Source organism: Pseudomonas sp. P7758, assembly GCF_013386485.1.
Taxonomy (GTDB): domain Bacteria; phylum Pseudomonadota; class Gammaproteobacteria; order Pseudomonadales; family Pseudomonadaceae; genus Aquipseudomonas.
Genome location: NZ_JACARS010000019.1, coordinates 1 through 23,414, shown reverse-complemented (window position 1 = coordinate 23,414; position 23,414 = coordinate 1). Strand labels below are relative to the sequence as shown.

Annotated in this window: 17 protein-coding genes; 14 read left to right on the top strand and 3 right to left on the bottom strand. The window is 61.4% G+C overall.

Translation table 11 applies throughout. The annotated features are described in order from the left end of the window. The first annotated feature begins 2 nt into the window (after positions 1–2). Together HX873_RS05505 and HX873_RS05500 are read left to right on the top strand one after the other, a co-directional pair. Positions 3–1,163: a gamma-butyrobetaine dioxygenase gene (locus HX873_RS05505; protein ID WP_003216919.1), complete on the top strand. Its 1,161-nt coding sequence runs from the start codon at positions 3–5 to the stop codon at positions 1,161–1,163. A 377-nt stretch (positions 1,164–1,540) separates the two neighbouring features. Further along, positions 1,541–1,804, top strand: coding sequence for a hypothetical protein (locus HX873_RS05500; RefSeq protein ID WP_003216918.1), 264 nt, complete (start codon positions 1,541–1,543; stop codon positions 1,802–1,804). A 107-nt stretch (positions 1,805–1,911) separates the two neighbouring features. Here HX873_RS05500 and HX873_RS05495 read toward each other — a convergent pair whose 3' ends face one another. Then, entirely contained in the window at positions 1,912–3,015 is a 1,104-nt protein-coding gene (locus HX873_RS05495) for a GlxA family transcriptional regulator (protein ID WP_003216915.1), read from the bottom strand. A gap of 541 nt (positions 3,016–3,556) precedes the next feature. Beyond that, positions 3,557–4,933 (bottom strand): L-serine ammonia-lyase, encoded by a 1,377-nt coding sequence (locus HX873_RS05490; RefSeq protein ID WP_177122461.1) that lies wholly within the window; start codon positions 4,931–4,933, stop codon positions 3,557–3,559. A 436-nt stretch (positions 4,934–5,369) separates the two neighbouring features. Here HX873_RS05490 and HX873_RS05485 point away from each other — a divergent pair, with 436 nt between their 5' ends. The 3 genes from HX873_RS05485 to choV all read left to right on the top strand — a co-directional run bounded on the left by HX873_RS05485 (position 5,370) and on the right by choV (position 8,406). After that, a complete protein-coding gene (locus HX873_RS05485; RefSeq protein WP_003216912.1) occupies positions 5,370–6,317 on the top strand; it encodes a choline ABC transporter substrate-binding protein in 948 nt (315 codons plus the stop codon). A 68-nt stretch (positions 6,318–6,385) separates the two neighbouring features. Beyond that, the gene (gene choW / locus HX873_RS05480) at positions 6,386–7,231 is read left to right on the top strand and encodes a choline ABC transporter permease subunit (protein ID WP_003216909.1); all 846 of its coding nucleotides are present in this window, start codon (positions 6,386–6,388) and stop codon (positions 7,229–7,231) included. Continuing rightward, positions 7,228–8,406 (top strand): choline ABC transporter ATP-binding protein, encoded by a 1,179-nt coding sequence (choV, locus tag HX873_RS05475; RefSeq protein WP_003216907.1) that lies wholly within the window; start codon positions 7,228–7,230, stop codon positions 8,404–8,406. Before choW ends, choV begins: the two co-directional genes overlap by 4 nt. A 154-nt stretch (positions 8,407–8,560) precedes the next feature. Here the strand turns inward: choV and HX873_RS05470 are convergent, their stop codons facing one another. Next, entirely contained in the window at positions 8,561–10,495 is a 1,935-nt protein-coding gene (locus tag HX873_RS05470; protein ID WP_371135988.1) for a BCCT family transporter, read from the bottom strand. A 376-nt stretch (positions 10,496–10,871) separates the two neighbouring features. Here HX873_RS05470 and betI point away from each other — a divergent pair, with 376 nt between their 5' ends. The 9 genes from betI (at position 10,872) to HX873_RS05425 (ending at position 23,360) form a co-directional block, all read left to right on the top strand. Next, positions 10,872–11,465 carry a transcriptional regulator BetI gene (betI, locus tag HX873_RS05465; protein WP_003216902.1) on the top strand — a complete coding sequence of 198 codons (594 nt, stop codon included), beginning with the start codon at positions 10,872–10,874 and terminating at the stop codon, positions 11,463–11,465. A 61-nt stretch (positions 11,466–11,526) separates the two neighbouring features. Then, complete coding sequence (betB, locus tag HX873_RS05460) at positions 11,527–12,999, top strand: betaine-aldehyde dehydrogenase (protein ID WP_177122460.1); 1,473 nt, start codon at positions 11,527–11,529, stop codon at positions 12,997–12,999. Between the two features lie 196 nt (positions 13,000–13,195). Beyond that, positions 13,196–14,899, top strand: coding sequence for a choline dehydrogenase (gene betA, locus HX873_RS05455; protein WP_087693216.1), 1,704 nt, complete (start codon positions 13,196–13,198; stop codon positions 14,897–14,899). 211 nt (positions 14,900–15,110) lie between these two features. Continuing rightward, a complete protein-coding gene (locus tag HX873_RS05450) occupies positions 15,111–16,553 on the top strand; it encodes a TldD/PmbA family protein (protein ID WP_134327445.1) in 1,443 nt (480 codons plus the stop codon). Beyond that, positions 16,553–17,869 carry a TldD/PmbA family protein gene (locus HX873_RS05445; protein ID WP_177122459.1) on the top strand — a complete coding sequence of 439 codons (1,317 nt, stop codon included), beginning with the start codon at positions 16,553–16,555 and terminating at the stop codon, positions 17,867–17,869. Before HX873_RS05450 ends, HX873_RS05445 begins: the two co-directional genes overlap by 1 nt. A gap of 329 nt (positions 17,870–18,198) precedes the next feature. Continuing rightward, the gene (locus HX873_RS05440; protein ID WP_003216895.1) at positions 18,199–19,089 is read left to right on the top strand and encodes an alpha/beta fold hydrolase; all 891 of its coding nucleotides are present in this window, start codon (positions 18,199–18,201) and stop codon (positions 19,087–19,089) included. A 36-nt stretch (positions 19,090–19,125) separates the two neighbouring features. Continuing rightward, a complete protein-coding gene (gene mdtD, locus HX873_RS05435; RefSeq protein WP_003216894.1) occupies positions 19,126–20,553 on the top strand; it encodes a multidrug transporter subunit MdtD in 1,428 nt (475 codons plus the stop codon). Between the two features lie 130 nt (positions 20,554–20,683). Continuing rightward, entirely contained in the window at positions 20,684–22,021 is a 1,338-nt protein-coding gene (gene dbpA, locus HX873_RS05430; protein ID WP_236260841.1) for an ATP-dependent RNA helicase DbpA, read from the top strand. 160 nt (positions 22,022–22,181) lie between these two features. Then, positions 22,182–23,360, top strand: coding sequence for an NAD(P)/FAD-dependent oxidoreductase (locus HX873_RS05425; protein ID WP_102604416.1), 1,179 nt, complete (start codon positions 22,182–22,184; stop codon positions 23,358–23,360). The last annotated feature ends 54 nt before the right edge of the window (positions 23,361–23,414 follow it).

Sequence of the window (23,414 nt, the reverse complement as noted above, 5' to 3'; positions counted from 1 at the left end):
CCATGCAAACCGCCGCCGCTGTTGCCGACTTCCGTACTTACCCACTGATCAGTGACCTGGCCGATGTGCAGGTGCACGGCGATCACCTCAGTGTGCGATGGGCCGATGGGCGGGTCAGCCCGTTTCATCACCAGTGGCTGCGGGACAACTGCCCGTGCCCTGTTTGCGTCTACAGCGTGACCCGTGAACAGGTGCTGGAAATCGTCGATGTGGACGAACACCTCACGGCCCTCAGTGCACGTATCGACCAGGGTCTGCTGACAGTGGAATGGAGTGGCGGGCATCGCAGCCAATACGATCCCGGATGGTTGCGGGCGCACGCCTACGACGATGAGTCCCGCGCCGAACGCCGGGCGGCCAAGCCGAAATCCCGGCTGTGGGACCACAGGTTCGAGCTGCCCGTATTCGACTACGCAGCGCTGATGGAAGACCCGAAAGCCCTGCTGCAATGGCTGCTGGCTTTGCGTGACAGCGGCCTTACGCAAGTGCGTGGCGTGCCCACCGAACCTGGCTCGCTGGCGCTGATCGCCAAGCGCATTTCGTTCATCCGCGAGAGCAACTTCGGCGTGCTGTTCAACGTGCAGTCCAAGGCCGATGCCGACAGCAACGCCTACACGGCATTCAACCTGCCGCTGCACAGTGATTTGCCGACGCGGGAGCTGCAACCCGGGCTGCAGTTCTTGCATTGCCTGGTGAACGACGCCGACGGGGGCGAGAGTATTTTTGTCGACGGTTTTGCGATTGCCCGGGCATTGCGCGATGAAGACCCGGAGGCCTTTCGCGCACTGTGTGAAATCCCCGTGGAGTTTCGCAACAAGGACCGTCACAGCGACTATCGCCGGCTGGCGCCAATCATTGCTCTGGATGCCTTGGGTGAAGTCGCCGAGATTCGCATGGCCAACTTTCTGCGCGGGCCGTTTGAGGCGCCTGCAGAGCAGATGCCGTTGCTCTATCGCGCCTATCGCCGGTTTATTGCGATGACCCGGGAGGAGCGTTTTCGGCTGGTCAAACGTCTGAATCCGGGCGAGCTGTGGTGCTTTGATAATCGCCGGACCCTGCATGCGCGCAATGCGTTTGATCCGGCGTCCGGCGCACGGCATTTCCAGGGCTGCTATATCGACCGCGATGAGTTGTTGTCGCGGATATTGGTGTTGCAGCGGTAGACCGAGGCGCCCCCTTCGCGAGCAAGCCCGCTCCCACATTTGACCGAGTTCCTCCTGAAAAAACGCGGTCAACTGTGGGAGCGGGCTTGCTCGAAGGGGCCAGCAGCTTCACCTCAAATTTCAGCTCAAAAAAAGCCCCGATCCAGCCGTGACAGGATCGGGGCAGAGTGCTTTGTGTGAGCTGCGCATCCCGAGGGTGACCAAACCTTCAAGCTGCTTGCTTGATGCCAGTGTGCACACTCCCCTGCCTTGCGAGTTAGCCGAAAACGACCTGTTCATAGGTGTGCCGGACATTCATGCATTCAGGCCTTGCCGACTCGGTGATGGCCTACCAGAATCGACTTCAATCCCCCGCTCCCCTAACAAGGATTAACGTCATGATGCACGCGGATTTGATTGACCAGGATGACCTGCTGGGCCAGCTGCGGTCGTTGGGTTTCGAGGTGTCCAGCGGCGCTACCGCCGAGCAGGCTTGCGAGTGTGCGGTGCGCGGCTTGAGCGCGGCGCGGGCCAAGGCGCTCAAGGGTATGGTTGAGCAGATGTACACCGGCAGCGCGACGATCTTGCCGGCGGTGAGGCAGGCGATCGACAAGCAGTTGTTGCCGGCGCTGGTGCAATTTCGGCAGAACTCTGGCGCCTGATATACCGCATTCGCGAGCAAGCCCGCTCCCACATTCGACCGCGTTCCTACTGAAAAAACGCGGTCAAGTGTGGGAGCGGGCTTGCTCGCGAATGCAGGCGACTCGGTCTAAAGCCTTACACTCGCGAAAGTCGACTCATTCCTGGCCTGGCTCAACGCCGACAACGGCCCGGACAACGGTGACAACACCAGCGCCTGCGGAATCGGCATCATCGCTACCTGCTGCGTGGTGTTGGAACCCACACGCTCATCCCGCGGCGGAATGCCGAAGTATTCGCGGTAGCACTTGGAGAAGTGCGGCGTGGAGACAAACCCGCACACCGACGCCACTTCGATGATCGACATCGGCGTTTGCTTGAGCAACTGCCGCGCACGGATCAGGCGCAACTTGAGGTAGTAGCGCGACGGCGAACAGTGCAGGTATTTCTGGAACAAGCGCTCCAGTTGACGCCGGGAAACCGCGACGTACACCGCCAGTTCATCGAGGTCAATCGGCTCTTCCAGGTTGGCCTCCATCAGCGCGACGATTTCCTGCAACTTCGGCTGGTTGGTGCCAAGCATGTGCTTGAGCGGCACACGCTGGTGATCCTGTTCGTTGCGGATGCGCTCGTACACAAACATCTCGGAGATCGCCGCCGACAATTCACGGCCGTGGTCGCGGCTGATCAGGTGCAGCATCATGTCCAGCGGCGCGGTGCCGCCGGAGCTGGTGAAGCGGTTGCGGTCAAGGGTGAACAGGCGGGTGCTCATGGCCACGCGGGGAAAGGCTTCCTGCATCGACGCCAGGCATTCCCAGTGCACGCTGCAATCAAAACCGTCCAGCAGGCCGGCGCAGGCCAGGGCCCAGCTGCCGGTGCACACTGCGCCAAGGCGACGGGACTGGCGCGCCTGGCTTTGCAGCCACGACACATGCTCACGGGTCACGGTGCGCTGGATACCCACGCCGCCACAGACGATCACGGTGTCCAGGGCCGGAGCTTTGTGCATGGAAGCATCGGGGGTGATTTGCAGACCGTCGCTGGCCCACACCTGGTTTCCGTCCACACTCAACGTCGTCCAGCGATACAGCTCGCGGCCGGAGAGTTGGTTGGCCATGCGCAGGGGTTCGACTGCGGAGGCCAGGGAAATCAGCGTGAAATTGTCCAGCAGCAAAAAGCCGATGGATTGAGGCGCACGGTTCTGGGGTTGAGCCCCGGAGTTGAACGACGTCATCGCGGTATCTCCTCACACAAAGCGGGTGATGGCCTCAGGCGAGGCTCTTGTTATTGCGCTCATCGCCTTAAGGAAACTCCTATGGCGAGAGGCTTTGTATTGATAGAGCAAATGCCATGCCTAAAGTTGAATGCGTATTCAATAACTCCTGAAAACGACCTCATGACGTGTCTATATAAGCCCGCGCATGGAGTGGGGGATATGACCCAGAAAAGACGTGAGAGAACGCAGGCTCAAGGTGTGTGAGCAGATCGGTAGCACTTGTGGGAAGGGAGAGAAACGACGTGGGAAAAGTCTGTCACCACAAGCACGGGTGACCGATGGTCATGAGGGGAAATCGTTCGGGAGCTACTTATCTAATTGCGACGCGCTAAAAGGTGGCGCTTGCGGGTGTCGGTGTTCACTTTATGAGCAGTGATGCCCGGTCTACCGCATTCGCGAGCAAGCCCGCTCCCACACTTGACCGCGTTTTTTCAGTAGGAACTCGGTCGAATGTGGGAGCGGGCTTGCTCGCGAATGCAGGCGACGCGGTCTTTCCGGATCAACACTCCACCGCACTCACCGCCAACCCACCCCGCGATGTTTCCTTGTACTTGTCATGCATATCCGCCCCGGTATCGCGCATGGTGCGGATCACCCGGTCCAGCGAGATGAAGTGCTGGCCATCCCCCCGCAGCGCCATCTGCGCCGCGTTGATCGCCTTCACCGCGGCAATCGCATTACGCTCGATGCACGGCACCTGCACCAGCCCGCCTACCGGGTCGCAGGTCAGGCCGAGGTTGTGTTCCAGGCCAATCTCCGCCGCGTTGCACAATTGCTCCGGCGTAGCCCCGAGGATCTCCGCCAACCCCGCCGCCGCCATGGCGCACGCCGAGCCGACTTCACCCTGGCAGCCGACTTCAGCACCCGAGATCGACGCGTTCTTCTTACACAGGATGCCCACCGCCGCTGCGCCGAGGAAATAGTCGACCACGTTGGCCTCGGTCACTTCTTCGCTGAACTTCATGAAGTAGTGCAGCACCGCCGGGATGATCCCCGCCGCGCCGTTGGTCGGTGCCGTGACCATGCGCCCGCCGGCGGCGTTTTCTTCATTCACCGCCAGAGCGAACAGGTTGACCCACTCCATCGCGCTCAAGGTCGAGCCGATCACGTTCGGCTTGCCCAGCTCCTGCAAGCTGCGGTGCAACTTGGCTGCACGGCGCCGTACATTAAGGCCGCCGGGAAGGATGCCTTCGTGCTTGAGGCCTTGCTCCACGCAATCCTGCATGGCGCGCCAAAGCTTCATCAGGCCGCTGCGGATTTCTTCTTCCGAGCGCCAGGTTTTTTCGTTCGCCAACATCAGCTCAGCGACCCGCAGGTTGTGGGTCTTGCACAGCTGCAGCAGTTCCACCGCACTGGAAAAATCATAGGGCAGCTCGGTGCGGTCCATGTCCGCCACGCCGCTGTTGGCCTGGGCTTCATCCACCACGAATCCGCCGCCCACCGAGTAGTAGGTGTCGCGGTGCAGCTCGCCGTTATCACCGAACACCACCAGGGTCATGGCATTGGGGTGGAACGGCAGGTTTTCGTCGATCAGGCGCATGTCCCGCGCCCATAAGAAAGGCACCGGCAAACGTGCGTCCAGCAGCAGTGTGTGGGTCTCGCGCAGGGTTTCGATGCGGATGCCGATCTGTGACGGATCGATCGCGTCCGGCCACTCGCCCATCAGGCCCATGATCACCGCGTTGTCGCTGCCGTGACCGATGCCCGTGGCCGATAAGGAGCCATACAGCTGAACTTCGACGCGCCTGACTTGTTCCAACACATCACGTTCACGTAATCCTTGAACGAACAACGCCGCGGCGCGCATGGGGCCGACGGTGTGAGAACTCGAAGGCCCAATGCCGATCTTGAACAGGTCGAAAACGCTGATAGCCATTGCCGTGAAACTCCTCGATGAGCACAGGCCAGGCGCACATAACGCCTGGTGACGGAGCTGCTACGCTCATGTCGCAATCCGCCCAGATGCGGCCATCATCAAGCTTTTGTTGGCGCTCACGGCGTCTCACACCGACGTACCCATGCTCATCAGCGCCGCTGTTGTGGAAGGCGACGTTTTGGCCGTTTTTTGCGGTGCAGATCGGTAAAAAGTGCAGTTTTGCCGTGGAAAAAATCTGTAAGCGACGTCACCGACACTGGATACGACCATCCCTGTACTGGATACGACGCCCCCTGTAGGCGTCAGATTTTCACTGGTACATGATCAGTCTCGACTCGTTTGCACAGTTGCGTGGCAGAGCTGTGCCGCACGCCCAACCGCAACACCTATAAGCGCGGTGTTATTGCCGCCAGAAAAACACCAGGAGTCCACCCCCATGAAAGGTTCCCCGTCGTTGTTGTTGGCCGCCATGCTGAGTCTGCCAGTCGTGGCTCACGCTGCAGAACCGGCGCAATGCCAGACCGTCAACTTCTCCGATGTCGGCTGGACCGACATCACCGTCACCACGGCCACCACCAGCGAAGTCCTCAAGGGCCTCGGCTACAAACCCCGCACCACGATGATTTCAGTACCCGTGACCTACAAGTCCCTGGCCGACGGCAAGAACATGGACATCTTCCTCGGCAACTGGATGCCGACCATGGAAAACGACATCAAGCAGTACCGTGATGCCGGCACCGTGGAAACCGTGCGCGCCAACCTGGAAAACGCCAAGTACACCCTGGCCGTACCGGAAGCGCTGTACAACAAGGGCCTGAAAGACTTCGCCGACATCGTCAAATTCAAGGATGAGCTGGGCGGCAAGATCTACGGGATCGAGCCGGGCAACGACGGCAACCGGACCATCCAGACCCTCATCGACAAGGACGCTTTCGGCCTGAAAACCGCCGGTTTCAAAGTGGTCGAATCCAGCGAAGCCGGGATGCTTTCGCAGGTGGAACGCGCCACCAAGCGCGACCAGGCCATCGTGTTCCTCGGCTGGGAACCGCACCCGATGAACACCCGCTTCAAGATGAAGTACCTGACCGGGGGTGATGATTCATTCGGCCCCAACTACGGCCAGGCCACCATCTACACCAACGTCCGCAAGGGCTACACCCAGGAATGCAGCAACGTGGGCCAGTTGCTGAAAAACCTGTCGTTCACCCTGAACATGGAAAGCACCCTGATGGGTAACGTCCTGGACGACAAAATGAAGCCCGACGCCGCCGCCAAGGCGTGGCTGAAGAAGAACCCGCAAGTGCTCGACACCTGGCTCGCCGGTGTCACCACTGTCGATGGCAAACCAGGACTGGAGGCCGTCAAAGCTTACCTCGCCAAGTAAACCGCTGACCCCGGGCCGGTACGCTGGCCCGGGATGTTTTTCCTCTTCGCATGTGGACATTCACTACCATGCTGACTGAACATAAAATCCCGCTAGGCCAGTACATCGCTGCCTTCGTTGAGTGGTTGACCCAACACGGGGCCGCCTACTTCGACGCAATCGCATCGACCCTGGAAACGATGATCCACGGCGTGACGTTCGCGCTGACCTGGTTCAATCCACTGGCATTGATCGGTCTGATTGCGCTGCTCGCTCACTTCATTCAACGCAAATGGGGCCTGACGGTGTTTGTCATCGCCTCCTTCCTGCTGATCCTCAACCTGGGGTACTGGCAGGAAACCATGGAGACCCTGGCGCAAGTGCTGTTCGCCACCCTGGTCTGCGTGGTGATCGGCGTGCCGCTGGGCATTGTTGCCGCGCACAAACCGATGTTCTACACCCTGATGCGGCCGGTGCTCGATCTGATGCAGACCGTACCGACCTTCGTCTACCTCATCCCTACCCTGACCCTCTTCGGGCTGGGTGTGGTGCCCGGGCTGATTTCCACGGTGGTGTTTGCGATTGCCGCGCCTATCCGTCTGACTTACCTGGGTATCCGTGATGTGCCGCAAGAGTTGATGGACGCCGGCAAGGCCTTTGGCTGCTCGCGCCGTCAGTTGCTCTCGCGGATCGAACTGCCCCACGCCATGCCGAGCATCGCCGCCGGCATTACCCAATGCATCATGCTGTCGTTGTCGATGGTGGTGATCGCGGCCCTGGTGGGCGCCGACGGCCTCGGCAAACCGGTGGTCAACGCGCTGAACACCGCCGACATCGCCCTGGGCTTTGAAGCCGGCCTGGCGATCGTACTGCTGGCCATCATGCTCGACCGCATCTGCAAACAACCCGACGCCAAAGTAGGGGGTGATGCATGAGCATTATCCGATTCGAAAATGTCGACGTGATCTTCTCCAAAGACCCACGCGAGGCGCTCAAGCTGCTGGACCAGGGCATGACGCGCAACGAGATCCTGAAAAAGACCGGGCAGATTGTCGGCGTTGAAAACGCCAGCCTGGATGTCGAGAAAGGCGAGATCTGCGTGCTGATGGGCCTGTCCGGCTCGGGCAAGTCGAGCTTGTTGCGCTGCATCAATGGCTTGAACACCGTCAGCCGCGGCAAGCTGTTTGTGGAGCATGAAGGTCGCCAGATCGACATCGCATCCTGCACCCCCGCCGAGCTGAAAATGATGCGCACCCAGCGCATCGCCATGGTGTTCCAGAAGTTCGCCCTGATGCCCTGGCTGACGGTGCGCGAGAACATCAGCTTCGGCCTGGAGATGCAGGGCCGTCCGGAGAAAGAGCGGCGCAAGCTGGTGGATGACAAGCTGGAACTGGTGGGCCTGTCGCAGTGGCGCAACAAGAAGCCCGACGAGCTTTCCGGTGGCATGCAGCAGCGTGTCGGCCTGGCCCGCGCATTGGCGATGGACGCCGATATCCTGTTGATGGACGAACCCTTCTCGGCACTCGACCCGCTGATCCGCCAGGGCTTGCAGGATGAGTTGCTGGAGCTGCAACGCAAGCTGAGCAAGACCATCGTATTCGTGAGCCACGACCTGGATGAGGCGCTGAAACTCGGCAGCCGCATCGCGATCATGAAAGACGGGCGGATCATCCAGTACAGCGTGCCGGAAGAGATCGTGCTGAACCCGGCGGATGACTATGTGCGGACCTTCGTGGCCCACACCAACCCGCTGAATGTGCTGTGTGGCCGCAGCCTGATGCGCACGGTGGATAACTGCACCCACGTCAACGGCTCCATCAGCCTGGACCCGGGCGGTGACTCGTGGCTGGACCTGGCCGAAGGCAACACCATCAAGGGCGCGCGGCAGAACGGTTCGGTGCTGAACCTGCAGAACTGGGCACCGGGGCAATCGGTGGAGGGCCTGGGCCGGATGCCGACGCTGGTGGATTCGAATATCGGGATGCGTGAGGCGCTGCAGATTCGGTATCAGACAGGGAACAAGCTGGTGCTGCAGGACAACAACAAGGTGGTGGGGATTCTGGGTGACAGCGAGCTCTATCACGCCCTTTTGGGCAAGAACCTGGGCTAACAGACACCGCAACATAAATGTGGGAGCGGGCTTGCTCGCGAATGCGGTGTATCAGTGTCAGATGTACTGACTGACACTGCGCATTCGCGAGCAAGCCCGCTCCCACATTTTGCTCAGGTGGTGTCAGTAACGACACCACCTGTCCTTTCAACACTCAGCTATAGACACGGCCAAGGAGCTGCCGATGGCTTTCAAACTGATCGAGCACGTCCCGGGTGATCTGCTCCTGGGTGAAGCCCATCAGGTCGTATTCCTGAGGCCCGTTGTGCAGGTAAACCTCGGCGCGGTAGTAGCGCGTGCGTTCTTCCTCGGGCAAGTCGTTCGGTGCCGACGAATAAGCATCCAGGCTGACCTCGTAGACAAACGGATTGCCCTCTTGCATCTCGATGCGCACACCAATGCAGCGCTTGGATTTGCCCAGCAGGGTCTGCACTTCCAGCCCCTGGTCACGCAACGCAGTCGCCGCTTCTTCCAGCGCCGGCGTGACGTGCTTGTCCATAAAGCGTTGCACGGTACCCTGGCTCGGTTGCAGGTCCAGGGCAGTCAAACGCTCGCTGAAACCACGCCGACCACGCTCGGCCAACTGCGCCTGCTCCAACTCGATCGCCACGTCCTGGCGCATCGCCTTGTGCAGGCCGAACATGAAGAACACCAGCACCACCGAGAACGGCAAGCCCGCCAGCACCACCATGGTTTGCATGGCTTCGAAGTTACCGGCGAACAGCAGGCCGATGGTCACCAGGGTGATCACCGCCGACCAGAAAATCCGCAGCCAGTGCGGCGCATCTTCGTCAACGTTGCCGCCCTTGCAGGACAGGTTCGCCATCATCACCGCGCCGGAATCCGCCGGGGTCAGGAACAGTACGAAGCCCACAAAGATCGACACACCGATGACGATTTTCGACGCCGGGTAATGCTCAAGCAGTTGGTAGATCGCCATGGACGGCTGTTCCAGCGCCGTCTTGCCCAACTCCACCGCGCCATGGTTCACCACCAGGTCCAGGGCCGAGTTGCCGAAGATCGACAGCCACGCCAGGGTGAAGCCCAGCGGGATCAGCAGCACGCCGGCCACCAGTTCACGCACCGTGCGACCACGGGAAATACGCGCGATGAACATGCCCACGAATGGCGCCCAGGAAATCCACCAGGCCCAGTAGAACAGGGTCCACAGGCCCATCCAGCGTTCGGTCTTGTCGGCGTCGCCTTCGTACACGTACAGGTCGAAGGTCTTCAGCACGATGCCGTTCATGTAGTCGCCGATGTTCTGCACGAAGCCGTTGAGCAGGTGCAGGGTCGGGCCGAACAGCAGCACGAAAATCAGCAGGCCGCTGAACAGCACGATGTTCAGGTTGGACAGGCGGCGAATGCCGTTCTCCACACCCGACACCGCAGCAATAGTCGCCACGGTGCTCATCACGATGATCACGATCAGCAGGTTGGTGTTGCTGTGTTCCATGCCGAACAGGTTTTCCAACCCGGAGGACACTTGCATCGAACCAATCCCCAGGTTCGTCACCAGGCCCAGCAGCGTTACGAACATGCCGAAGCCGTCTACCGCGTGACCGGCCGCACCTTTGACCCAACGCTCGCCCACCAGCGGGTACAGCGCCGAACGCAAGGCCAGCGGCTGGTTATGACGGTAGGCAAAGTACGCCACGGCCAAGCCGACCAGTGCGTAGATCGCCCAGCCGTGCAGGCCCCAGTGCAGGAACGTCAACTGCAACGCCTGGCGTGCAGCTTCGCCGGTGGCCGATGCGCCTTCAGGCGGGTTGAAGTAGTGGTCCAGCGGCTCGGAGGCGCCGAAGTACAGCAGCGAGATGCCGATGCCCGACGAGAAGAGCATGCCGGCCCAGGCGCCGTAGCTGAAGTCCGGGGTGTCGTCCTTGCTGCCCAGTTTCAATTTGCCATAGGACGAAAACGCCAGGCCCACCACAAACACCAGGTAGGCGGCGATCACGACCATGTAGTACCAGCCAAAGCTTTTCGACAACCAGGCTTGGGCCACACCGAGCATCCTGCCGGCTTCCTGCGGGGCGATGATCAGAATCGCGGTCAACAACAGAATCAGCGCGGTGGAGGTGTAGAACACCCAACCGTTGACCCGCACCTTTTCTGGCGGGGTCTTTATAAGAGAGGCAGAACTCATGGCACAGATGCTCCGGGCAGTGCAGAGAAACACAAGGCAACGCTTGACCCGAGCCATCGATTTTTCGGCAGTCGACGGACGGGTGTATAAAGACACCCCGAAAAACCATAAACCCCCGGCGAACCGCTGTGCCGGGCTGTTTCATGGGTTTTCCCGATGTCAGGTGGCGCCACATGCACGTAGGAAATACCTGTAGGCAGCGACCATTTGTCGCAGATCTTATTCTTTGTTGATTGAACGTTCAATCAAAACAAAATAGACTGGCCCTCAAGCCGACGGACGTTTATCGCCCGTTGGCAGGCCTAAGGAGAGGTGCACGATGCCCAAGGTCGGTATGCAACCCATACGCCGCCAGCAGTTGATCGAAGCCACATTGACGGCCGTCGATCAGGTCGGAATGGGGGATGCCAGCATTGCGCTGATCGCCCGTCTGGCCGGTGTCTCGAATGGCATCATCAGTCACTATTTTCAGGACAAGAATGGCCTGATCGCCGCCACGATGCGGTACCTGATGAACGTGCTGATCGAGAACGTCACCGAGCGCCGGTTGGCGCTGAAAGATGACAGCCCGCGGGCCCATCTTCAGGTGATCATCGAAGGCAACTTCGACGCCAGCCAAGTCAACGGCCCGGCTATGAAAACCTGGCTGGCCTTCTGGGCCACCAGCATGCACCACCCGTCATTGCACAGGCTGCAGCGGATCAACGATCACCGTCTGTATTCCAACCTGTGTTGCCAGTTCCGCCGAGCGTTGCCGTTGCCCGAGGCACGCAGCGCAGCCCGAGGCCTGGCGGCCCTGATCGACGGTTTGTGGTTGCGCGGCGCCCTGTCGGGAGACGCTTTCGACACGGAGCAGGCGCAACGGATCGCTTACGAATACATGGATTTCCAATTGGCCAAGCAGGTGAGTTAGAGCACACATAAACGCTCAACTCCCGAACCGCGCCAACCACTAATGCACTTGCGAGGACTTTATGGCCCGTTTCGAACTGCAAAAACTCTACATTGACGGCGGCTACTCCGACGCTGGCAGCGATGCCACTTTCGAAGCCATCAACCCGGCTAACGGTGAAGTTCTCGCCAACGTGCAACGCGCTACCAAAGAAGACGTCGAGCGCGCTGTGGTCAGCGCCGAAAAGGGCCAGAAAATCTGGGCCGCCATGACTGCCATGGAGCGTTCGCGCATCCTGCGTCGTGCCGTCGACATCCTGCGTGAGCGCAACGACGAACTGGCCGCCCTGGAAACCCTGGACACCGGCAAGCCGTATTCCGAAACCCAATACGTCGACATCGTCACCGGCGCTGACGTGCTGGAATACTACGCAGGCCTGGTGCCCGCCATCGAAGGCGAGCAGATCCCGCTGCGTGACACCTCGTTCGTCTACACCCGTCGCGAGCCACTGGGCGTCGTGGCCGGTATCGGCGCATGGAACTACCCGATCCAGATCGCCCTGTGGAAATCCGCACCTGCCCTGGCGGCCGGTAACGCGATGATCTTCAAGCCAAGCGAAGTCACCTCGCTGACCACCCTGAAACTGGCTGAAATCTACACCGCGGCCGGCGTTCCGGATGGCGTGTTCAACGTCCTGACCGGCAGCGGCCGTGAAGTCGGCACCTGGCTGACCGAACACCCGCGCATCGAGAAAGTCTCCTTCACCGGCGGCACCGACACCGGCAAGAAAGTCATGGCCAGCGCTTCGAGCTCTTCGCTCAAGGAAGTCACCATGGAACTGGGCGGCAAATCCCCGCTGATCATTTTCGACGACGCCGACCTCGACCGCGCCGCCGACATCGCGATGATGGCCAACTTCTACAGCTCGGGCCAGGTCTGCACCAACGGCACCCGCGTGTTCGTTCCGATCGCCCTCAAAGGCGCGTTCGAAGCCAAGATCGCCGAGCGCGTTGCCCGCATCCGCATCGGCAACCCGGAAGATGAAAACACCAACTTCGGCCCGCTGGTCAGCTTCGCCCACATGGAAAGCGTGCTCGGCTACATCGCCAAAGGTAAAGAAGAAGGCGCCCGCGTGCTGTGCGGCGGCGACCGTCTGACCGACGGTGAATTCGCCAAGGGTGCCTACGTGGCCCCGACCGTGTTCACTGACTGCACCGACGAAATGACCATCGTGCGTGAAGAAATCTTCGGCCCGGTGATGAGCATCCTCACCTACGACACCGAAGAAGAAGTGATCCGCCGCGCCAACGACACCGACTTCGGCCTGGCCGCTGGCCTGGTGACCAAGGACCTGAACCGCGCCCACCGCGTGATTCATCAGCTGGAAGCCGGTATCTGCTGGATCAACGCCTGGGGCGAGTCCGACGCGAAGATGCCGGTGGGCGGCTACAAGCAGTCGGGCGTGGGCCGTGAAAACGGGATCAGCTCGCTGAACAACTTCACTCGCATCAAATCGGTACAGGTTGAGCTGGGCGACTACGCCTCGGTGTTCTAAAACCTGATTGAGCCTGGCATGGCCCATGTGGCGAGGGGGCTTGCTCCCGTCGGGCCGCGAAGCAGCCCCATGCCAGGTACCGCAGTTCTTTCAGACAGAACTCGAGCGCTGACTTTGCGACTGCTGCGCAGTCGAACGGGAGCAAGCTCCCTCGCCACAAAAGCAGCCTGAACCAACTTTCACGAGGGTGCATTCAATGTCCCAAGAATACGACTACATCATTGTGGGTGCCGGCTCTGCCGGTAACACCCTGGCGACCCGTCTGACCGAAGACGAAGGCGTCACCGTCCTGCTGCTGGAAGCCGGCGGCCCGGACTATCGTTTCGATTTCCGTACCCAGATGCCAGCCGCCCTGGCGTTCCCGCTGCAAGGCCGCCGCTATAACTGGGCCTACGAAACCGATCCAGAGCCACACATGGACGGCCGCCGGATGGAATGCGGTCGCGGCAAGGGCCTCGGCGGTTCCTCGTTGATCAACGGCATGTGCTACATCCGCGGCAACGCGATGGACTACGACAACTGGTCGAAACTGCCGGGCCTGGAAGACTGGACCTACCTGGACTGCCTGCCGTATTTCCGTAAAGCCGAAACCCGCGACATCGGCCCGAACGACTACCACGGTGGAGACGGCCCGGTCAGCGTGACCACGCCAAAGGCCGGCAACAACCCGCTGTTCCACGCGATGGTTGAAGCCGGCGTACAGGCCGGTTACCCACGTACCGAAGACTTGAACGGCTACCAGCAGGAAGGCTTCGGCCCGATGGACCGTACCGTGACGCCAAACGGTCGTCGCGCCAGCACCGCTCGCGGTTACCTGGACACGGCCAAGAAGCGCTCGACGCTGACCATCGTCACCCATGCCCTGACCGACAAAGTCCTGTTCGAAGGCAAGCGCGCCGTCGGCGTGCGTTACCTGATCGGTGCTGCCGAAGAGCGCGTTGAAGCCCGTGCCCGCAAGGAAGTCCTGGTGTGCAGCGGCGCAATCGCTTCGCCGCAACTGCTGCAACGTTCCGGCGTCGGCCCGGCGAAGCTGCTGGAAAGCCTCGACATCCCGGTGGTCCACGACCTGCCAGGCGTCGGCGAAAACCTGCAGGATCACCTTGAGCTGTACCTGCAATACGCGTGCACCCAACCGGTCTCGCTGTACCCGTCGCTGCTCTGGTACAACCAGCCGGCCATTGGTGCCGAGTGGCTGTTCAACGGCACCGGCATCGGCGCCAGCAACCAGTTCGAAGCGGGCGGTTTCATCCGTACCCGTGAAGAATTCGATTGGCCGAACATCCAGTATCACTTCCTGCCGGTGGCGATTAACTACAACGGCAGCAACGGTGTGAAAGAGCACGGTTTCCAGGCGCACATGGGCTCCATGCGTTCGCCGAGCCGTGGCCGCGTGCAGCTGAAGTCGAAGAACCCACGGGAATACCCGAGCATCCTCTTCAACTACATGGCCACCGAACAGGACTGGCAGGAATTCCGTGACGGCATCCGCCTGACCCGTGAAATCATGCAGCAGCCGGCACTGGACCAATACCGTGGCCGCGAAATCAGCCCGGGCATCGACGTGCAGACCGACGAGCAACTGGACAAGTTTATCCGTGAGCACGCCGAGACCGCGTTCCACCCGTCCTGCTCGTGCAAGATGGGCACCGACGAGATGGCCGTGGTTGACGCCGAAGGCCGTGTGCATGGCATGCAGGGTCTGCGCGTGGTTGACGCCTCGATCATGCCGATCATCACCACCGGCAACCTGAACGCGCCGACGATCATGATCGCCGAGAAAATCGCCGACAAGATCCGTGGCCGCAAGCCACTGCCGCGCAGCACTGCGGATTACTACGTGGCAGGCGATGCGCCGGTGCGTGGCAAGCCGATGCGTGAAGTGGGTCCTACTGCGCAGTAACTGATGGACCGAGGTGCTCCCTTCGCGAGCAAGCCCGCTCCCACATTTTTGACCGTGTGAACCCGATCAAATGTGGGAGGGGGCTTGCTCCCGAAGAGGCCCGATCTGACACCGCAAGACCTCCCGCCCGCCTACACTTTCCTTGATCAGCTCCCAGCCCAGGCCTACTCTGTTTGCCTGCCCGCGCCGAGCCGCCCACAAGGAAGGCCCCATGTTCGAACACCACGCCACACTCAAAAAGCAGTTCAGTGCCCTGCGCACCACCGCCGAATTCTTTTCCCTGCGCTACGTCCGCGAGTCCGGCCAGTACCTGTCGGTACGCAAGAACGTCGCCGAGCCGCCACACCTCAGCCAGGACGAAGGCGCGATGCTCACCGTGCGCCTCAATGGCGTCGAAGCCTACGCCGCCACCCACGACATTTCCCTGCCCGGCCTGCAAGCCGCCCTTGAGCGCGCCGAACAGCAAGCCCGGCTCATCAAGCCCCACGCCCTGCTCGACCTGCGCGACCAGCCAGTGTCCAGCGACATTGCCGACTACCTGTCGCCGAGCCTCGACCAGCCCTTCCCGTCCCTGAGCGACTGCTACCAACTGCTCGGCGCCGAATCGGCCGCCGTGCCCAAGGACGAGCGCCTGGTGAACTGGGAAGTCAGCCTGGGCACCACCCACGTCGAACAGATCTACCTCAACAGCGCCGGCGCCGAACTGCGCCAGGCCCAGCGGTTTGTGTTCCCGGGTGTCAACGTCACGGCCTACGACGGCAATGACAGCCAGACCCGCACCCTGGGCGGCACCAACTTCGGCCAGCAAGGCGGCTTCGACGTGATCAGCCGCTTCGGCCTGGTGGGCGCCGCGCCGCAAATTGCCGACCAGGCGCTGCAACTGCTGCTGGCCCCGAACACACCCCAGGGCCCACGCGACCTGCTGCTGATGCCCGACCAGATGATCCTGCAGATCCACGAATCCATCGGCCACCCGCTGGAACTCGACCGCATCCTGGGCGACGAGCGCAATTACGCCGGCACCAGCTTCGTCAAGGCCAGCGATTTCGGTCACCTGCAATACGGCTCCAACCTGCTGAACGTGACCTTCGACCCGGACATTCCCGAGCAGCTCGCCAGCTACGGGCATGACGACGACGGCACGAAGGCCAGCAAACAATTCCTGATCCGCGAAGGCTTGCTGCTCAAGCCGTTGGGCGGTGCGTTGTCGCAATACCGCGCCGGCATGCAAGGCGTGGCCAACAGCCGTGCCTGCAGCTGGAACCGCGCGCCGATCGACCGCATGGCCAACCTGAATATCGAGGCCGGCGACCAGAACATGGCGCAGCTGATTGGCGGCATCGAGAACGGCATCCTGATGTCCACCAACCGTTCGTGGTCGATTGACGATGCACGCAACAAATTCCAGTTTGGCTGCGAGTGGGGCCAGTTGATTGAAAACGGCGAGCTCAAAGGCGTGGTGAAGAACCCCAACTACCGGGCGATTTCCGCGCAGTTCTGGCGCAACCTCAGCGCCGTCGGCGACGCCAGCACCTTCAAGGTGCTGGGCACGCCGAACTGCGGCAAGGGCGAACCCAACCAGGTGATCCGCGTCGGCCATGCGTCGCCGGCCTGTGTGTTCAGCAACGTGGACGTGTTCGGGGGAGACGCCTGATGAATAATTTCAAAGCCCTGGTGGATTGGCTCAAGCAGGCCATCACCGACCACGAACAATTCCACCTCGGCTACGCCGACGAGTCCTCCGAGTTTGTGCGTTTCAACCACGGCAAAGTGCGCCAGGCCGGCCAGGTGCAACAGGCCAGCCTGAACCTGAAGCTGATCAATGACGGGCGCCACGCCGACCTCGGTATCACCCTGGCGGGCGAGCCTGAACTGGATCGCCAGCGCCTGGCCGACGGCCTGCAACAACTGCGCGAGACCTTGCCGTTGTTGCCGCAGGATCCGTACCTGCTGCTCAACCACAACGCCTGGCAAAACAAGGACCAGCAGGACCGACCACTGCCGGACCTGGCCCAGGTGCTGGAAGCAATCAGCGCGGCCGCCGAGGGCGTGGACATGGTCGGATTCTACGCCGCCGGCCCTATCAGCCGTGGTTTCGCCAGTTCATCAGGCGCCTTCGGCTGGCACCAGGCCAACAGTTTCAACTTCGACTTCAGCCTGTTCCACGCCAACGGTGAAGCGGTGAAAGCCAGCTACGCCGGCAACGATTGGGACAGCGTGGCCTTCGCCCAGCGTTTCAAGCAGGCCCGTGAGCAACTGGAATACCTTGGTCGCCCGCTGCACCCGCTGGCACCGGGGCAATACCGCGCCTACCTTGCCCCGGCGGCCATGGAAGAAATCATCAGCATGCTCACCTGGGGCGGGTTTTCCGCCCAGGCCATCGCCAGCAAAGGCAGCCCGTTGCAACGGTTGTATGGCGGTGATCAGTCCTTGAGCCCGCTGGTGACCCTGGACGAACAGGTCAGCGGCTCCCTGAGTTCGGCGTTTTCCCGTGACGGCTATCGGCGCAGTGATGTGAAGCTGATCAATGCCGGCAAGGCTGAAGGCCAATTGGTGAACTCCCGCAGTGCTGCCGAATACGGCTTGAGCACCAATGGCGCCAGCGGCGATGAATCTCCAAGCGCCCTGCAGATGGCCGCCGGCGACCTGGCCCAGGCCGATATCCTCAAGCAACTGGGTACCGGTTTGTACATCAGCAACCTGTGGTACCTGAACTACTCCGACCAGCCCGCCGCGCGCCTGACCGGAATGACCCGCTTCGCCACGTTCTGGGTCGAGGACGGTGAGATCAAGGCGCCGGTCAGCACCATGCGTTTTGATGACAGCGTGTACAGCCTGCTGGGCTCGCAACTGGAAGCGCTGACCGCTGATCGGGAATTGCTGCTGTCGGCGAGTACGTATAGCCAGCGCAATACGTCATCCAATCTGCTGCCGGGGGCGCTGGTAAAACGCCTGACCCTGACCTTATAAGCAACGCAAAACCCATGTGGGAGCGGGCTTGCTCGCGAATGCGGCGTGTCAGCCACTACATCTGTGACTGAGGCACCGCATTCGCGAGCAAGCCCGCTCCCACAGTTGATCGCATTCCACATTTTGATTCGGTTCATCCTCAAAGCCCCACTCCAGACACCTGGCCGTCCGGCCAGTTGTCGCTCGCGAAAAACCTCGTTATAAAGGTTGGTGGCACCTAGCCACGTCCGCGCGGTAAAAAAACTCAAACAACACCCCGCCGTCCTCAACCCACTTGCACGCAAGTGATGCACGACCTTGCCCGGGATAGGGCAAGCTGGAGCGTTGACATGAACCATGGAAGTTTTGTCATTGAAAAGCTGTTCAAGCACTACAACGTTCACGTAGAGCAGCTTGGTAACAACCCAGAGAAGAAAACCGTGCTGTTGGTCAACGGCGCGCTGTCCACCACCCGCTCGTTTGCACGCACCAGCAAGTGCCTGTCCGAGCACTTCAATGTGCTGATGTTCGACCTGCCGTTCTCCGGCTATTCACGCCCGCACAACACCGACCTCGACCTTGTGACCAAGGACGATGAAGTGCAGATCCTGCGCGCTCTGGTGGAACGCTTTGAGGTCAACCACCTGGTGTCTGCCTCATGGGGCGGGATTTCCACGCTGCTGACCCTCGCCCACAACCCGCCGTCGATTGAAAGCTCGGTGGTGATGGCACTGGCGCCCAACCTCAACCAGGCCATGCTCGAATACGTAGAGCGGGTGCGCGTGCTGATCGAGGCCGATGACAAATCCGCCGTCGGCCATCTGCTGAATGAAACCGTGGGCAAATACCTGTCGCCCCGGCTCAAGCGCAACAATCACCGGCACCTGTCGACCATGGCCACCACCGAGTATCGCCAAGCACGCTTCCATATCCATCAGGTGCTGGCGCTGGGTGACGGCAACTACCTGCCGCAACTGACCCGGATCGAAACCCCGGTGCACTTCCTCAACGGCGTGCTGGACGAGTACACCCCGGCAGACGAAGCCCAACTGTTCAAGAAATACGTAGGCCGCAGCAGCTTCGCCACCGCCGAACACACCGGCCATTTGCTCGACCTGGAATCCCGCGAGGCGGCCCTGGCCGTGCACCGCGCGCTGATTGATTTCCTGGTGGGCAAACACGTGGCGCTGTCAGATATAGACGAAGGGCCTGTGGGAAAAGGAGCCGCCGATGGCGCATAATCGCCGACACATAGGCTGCTAACAAAAAGGTAACTCATGCCGAATCGCGCCCCTCTCGATGCCAAGACCGCCCGCTGGCTACCCTGGGTGGTAGCGATTGCCTTCTTCATGCAATCGCTGGATGGGACGATTCTCAACACCGCGTTGCCGGCCATGGCCCGAGACCTGGCGGAGAACCCGTTGCGCATGCAAGGCGTAGTGATTGCCTACATGCTCACCGTGGCCCTGCTGATTCCCGCCTCGGGCTGGGTGGCCGACCGCTTCGGCACCAAGAAGATCTTCTTCGGCGCGATCATGCTGTTCAGCATTGGCTCGTTGCTCTGCGCGCTCTCCAGCACGCTGACCATGCTGGTGGGCGCCCGGGTGATCCAGGGCCTGGGCGGTGCGTTGATGTTGCCGGTGGGCAGGCTGGTGGTGCTGCGCGCCTACCCGCGCTCGGAGCTGGTGCGGATCATGGGTTTCATCACCATTCCCGGGCTGCTCGGCCCACTGCTCGGCCCGACCATGGGCGGCTGGATGGTGCAATACCTGACCTGGCACTGGATCTTCCTGATCAACCTGCCGGTGGGCATCATCGGCTGCTACGCCGTCTGGAAATTCATCCCCGACCTGCGCGGCAGCGAACGTACGCGGTTCGACGGCGTGGGTTTCCTGCTGTTCGGCGCGGCGATGGTGCTGATCACTATCGCCATGGAAGGCCTCGGCGAATTGCACCTGCCGCACCTGCGGGTGATGTTGCTGCTGTTCGGCGGCCTCGCGTGCCTGGCGGCTTACTGGCTGCGCGCCGGGCATATCGACAACCCGCTGTTCTCGCCGGTGCTGTTCAAGACCCGGACCTTTGCGGTGGGCATCCTCGGCAACCTGTTCGCTCGCCTGGGCAGCGGCGCGTTGCCTTTCCTGGTGCCGCTGTTGCTGCAGGTGGCGCTCGGTTACTCACCGTCCGAAGCCGGGATGAGCATGCTGCCCCTGGCGGCGGCGGCGATGTTTGCCAAGTCCATCGCCCGGCCGCTGATCGAGCGCCTGGGCTACCGCGTGGTGCTGACCGGCAACACCCTGGCGCTGGGCATCATGCTGGCAAGCATGGGCCTGGTCAGCGAACACACGCCCTACCCGCTGCTGCTGAGCATGCTGGCGATCCTCGGGGCGATCAACTCGCTGCAATTCACCGCGATGAACACCGTGACCCTGATCGACCTCGACGACGCCCAGGCCAGCAGCGGCAACAGTTTGCTGTCGGTGGTGGCGCAGTTGTCCCTGAGCCTTGGGGTGGCCTGCGCCGGTGCGCTGCTGGGTGGTTTTACCGCCGAAGTGGGCAACGACGGGGTCGACACCGTGCTCGGCGCGTTCCAGTTGACCTTCGTCACCGTGGGCATCATGGCGATGCTGGCGGCGGCGATCTTCCTGCAATTGTCGCCAAAAGACGGCAAACGCGTGGTCAGCCGTGAGCACGACATTGAGCATTAACAGGCTTCTCGTCTAGAACTTGCAGGGAAAATCCCACGAGGCTGGTACACTGCGCGACATTTTGTTTTGCAGAGCCAGTCCCGTGACTACCATCGCCACCGCTTTTAATACTTTGCCCCTGTCCGCCGCCATGCTGGCTAACCTCGACTCGCTGGGTTATGTCGAGATGACGCAGATCCAGGCGCAAAGCTTGCCGGTGATCCTCAAAGGGCTGGACCTGATTGCCCAGGCCAAGACCGGCAGCGGCAAGACCGCAGCCTTCGGCATCGGCCTGCTGAACCCGATCAACCCGCGCTACTTCGGTTGCCAGGCACTGGTCATGTGCCCGACCCGCGAGCTGGCTGACCAGGTGGCCAAGGAAATCCGGCGCCTGGCCCGCGCCGAAGACAACATCAAGGTGCTGACCCTGTGCGGCGGCGTGTCCCTCGGCCCGCAGATCGCCTCCCTGGAGCACGGCGCCCACGTCATCGTCGGCACCCCGGGCCGCATCCAGCAGCACCTGCGCAAGGGTTCGCTGGTTTTGGACGGCTTGAACACGCTGATCCTCGATGAAGCCGACCGCATGCTCGACATGGGCTTCTACGACGCCATCGAAGACATCATCAGCAAGACCCCGGCCCGCCGCCAGACCCTGCTGTTCTCGGCCACCTACCCGGTGAGCATCAAGCAACTGGCCTCGAAATTCATGCGCGCGCCGCAACAGGTCAAGGCCGAAGCGTTCCACTCGGACGACCAGATCGAGCAACGCTTCTACGAGATCTCCCCGGAAGAGCGCATGGACGCGGTGACCAAGGTCCTGGCGCATTTCCGCCCGGCGTCTTGCGTAGCCTTCTGCTTTACCAAGCAGCAAGTGCAGGAAACCGTGGATCACCTGACCGCCAAGGGCATCTCCGCCGTTGGCCTGCATGGCGACCTGGAACAGCGCGACCGTGACCAGGTACTGGCGATGTTCGCCAACCGCAGTACGTCGGTACTGGTCGCCACCGACGTGGCAGCCCGTGGCCTGGACATTGATGCACTGGACATGGTGATCAACGTCGAACTGGCCCGCGACTCGGAAATCCACATCCACCGCGTGGGCCGTACCGGTCGCGCGGGTGAGACTGGCATCGCTATCAGCCTGGTTGCCCCGTCTGAAGCCCACCGCGCCCAGGCCATCGAGCAGTTGCAGAAGTCGCCGCTGAACTGGGACCAGTTGGACAACCTCAAGCCGCAAAGCGGCGGCCCGTTGCTGCCAGTGATGAGCACCCTGTGCATTGCCGCCGGCCGTAAAGACAAGGTTCGCCCGGGCGACATCCTCGGCGCACTGACCGGTGAAGCCGGGATTCCGGGGGCCCAGGTCGGCAAGATCGCGATCTTTGATTTCCAGGCGTTCGTGGCCGTTGAACGCGGGATCGCCAAGCAGGCGCTGCAGCGTTTGAATGACGGCAAGATCAAAGGCCGTTCGTTGCGCGTGCGTATCCTGTAAAGATCTCAAACTATACCGAGATCAAAAATGTGGGAGCGGGCTTGCTCGCGAATGCGGAGTGTCAGTCACCGAATCTGTCGACTGATACACCGCATTCGCGAGCAAGCCCGCTCCCACATTTGACTGTATTCCAATTCAGAATTTGTATGAGGACATGGCTGTGCGCTCGACCGAAGTTGTGATCATTGGCGCCGGCGCCGCAGGCTTGATGTGTGCGCTGACCGCCGCCGGACGTGGGCGCAAGGTGATGTTGATCGACCACGCGAACAAGGCCGGCAAAAAGATCCTGATGTCCGGCGGTGGCCGCTGCAACTTCACCAATATGTACACGGAGCCTGCCAACTTCCTCTCCCACAACGCGCACTTCTGCAAGTCCGCCCTGGCCCGCTACACCCAGTGGGATTTCATCGCGCTGGTGGCCAAGCACGGCGTGCCGTACCACGAGAAAAAACTCGGCCAGCTGTTCTGCGACAACAAGTCCAGCGACATCCTCGGGATGCTGCTGGATGAGTGCATCCAGGTCGGCGTGAGCATGCACCTGGACACCTCGGTGCAGGAGATTGCCAAGGTCGATGGCGGCTATCAGTTGCAAACCACCCTGGGTGAGTTGCGCTGCGAATCACTGGTGATCGCCACCGGCGGGCTGTCGATCCCGACCCTGGGGGCCACCGGCTTTGGTTATCAAGTGGCCAAGCAGTTCGGCCATGAACTGCTGCCAACCCGCGCCGGGCTGGTGCCGTTCACCATCACCGACCAGCTCAAGGAATTGTGCGGCGAGCTGTCCGGTACGTCCGTGGATTGCCTGGTGAGCTGCAACGACCAAAGCTTTCGCGAGAACATCCTGTTTACCCACCGCGGCCTGAGCGGGCCGGCGATCCTGCAGATTTCCTCCTACTGGGAACCCGGCGACACGGTGGAAATCAACCTGCTGCCCGACCACGACGCCCACACCTGGCTGCAAGCGCAACAGGTGGAGCGCCCGAACAGCGAGCTGAAAACCCTGCTGGGTGAGATCTTCACCAAGAAGATGGCCAACCTGCTGGCCGAAACCTGGTTCGTTTCCAAGCCGATGAAGCAGTACACCCACGCCGAGATTGCCGACATCGCCGGCAAACTGGGGAGCTGGCAACTGGTGCCGGCGGGTACTGAAGGCTATCGCACCGCCGAGGTCACCCTGGGTGGCGTGGACACCCGGGAAGTCTCGTCCAAGACCATGGAATCCCTGAAAAGCCCCGGTTTGTACTTCATCGGCGAAGTGTTGGATGTGACCGGTCACCTGGGCGGGTTCAATTTCCAGTGGGCGTGGGCTTCCGGTTATGCCGCTGCCCAATTTGCCTGACGGAACCCGGTAAAAAATGTGGGGGCGGGCTTGCTCGCGAAGGCGGAGTGTCAG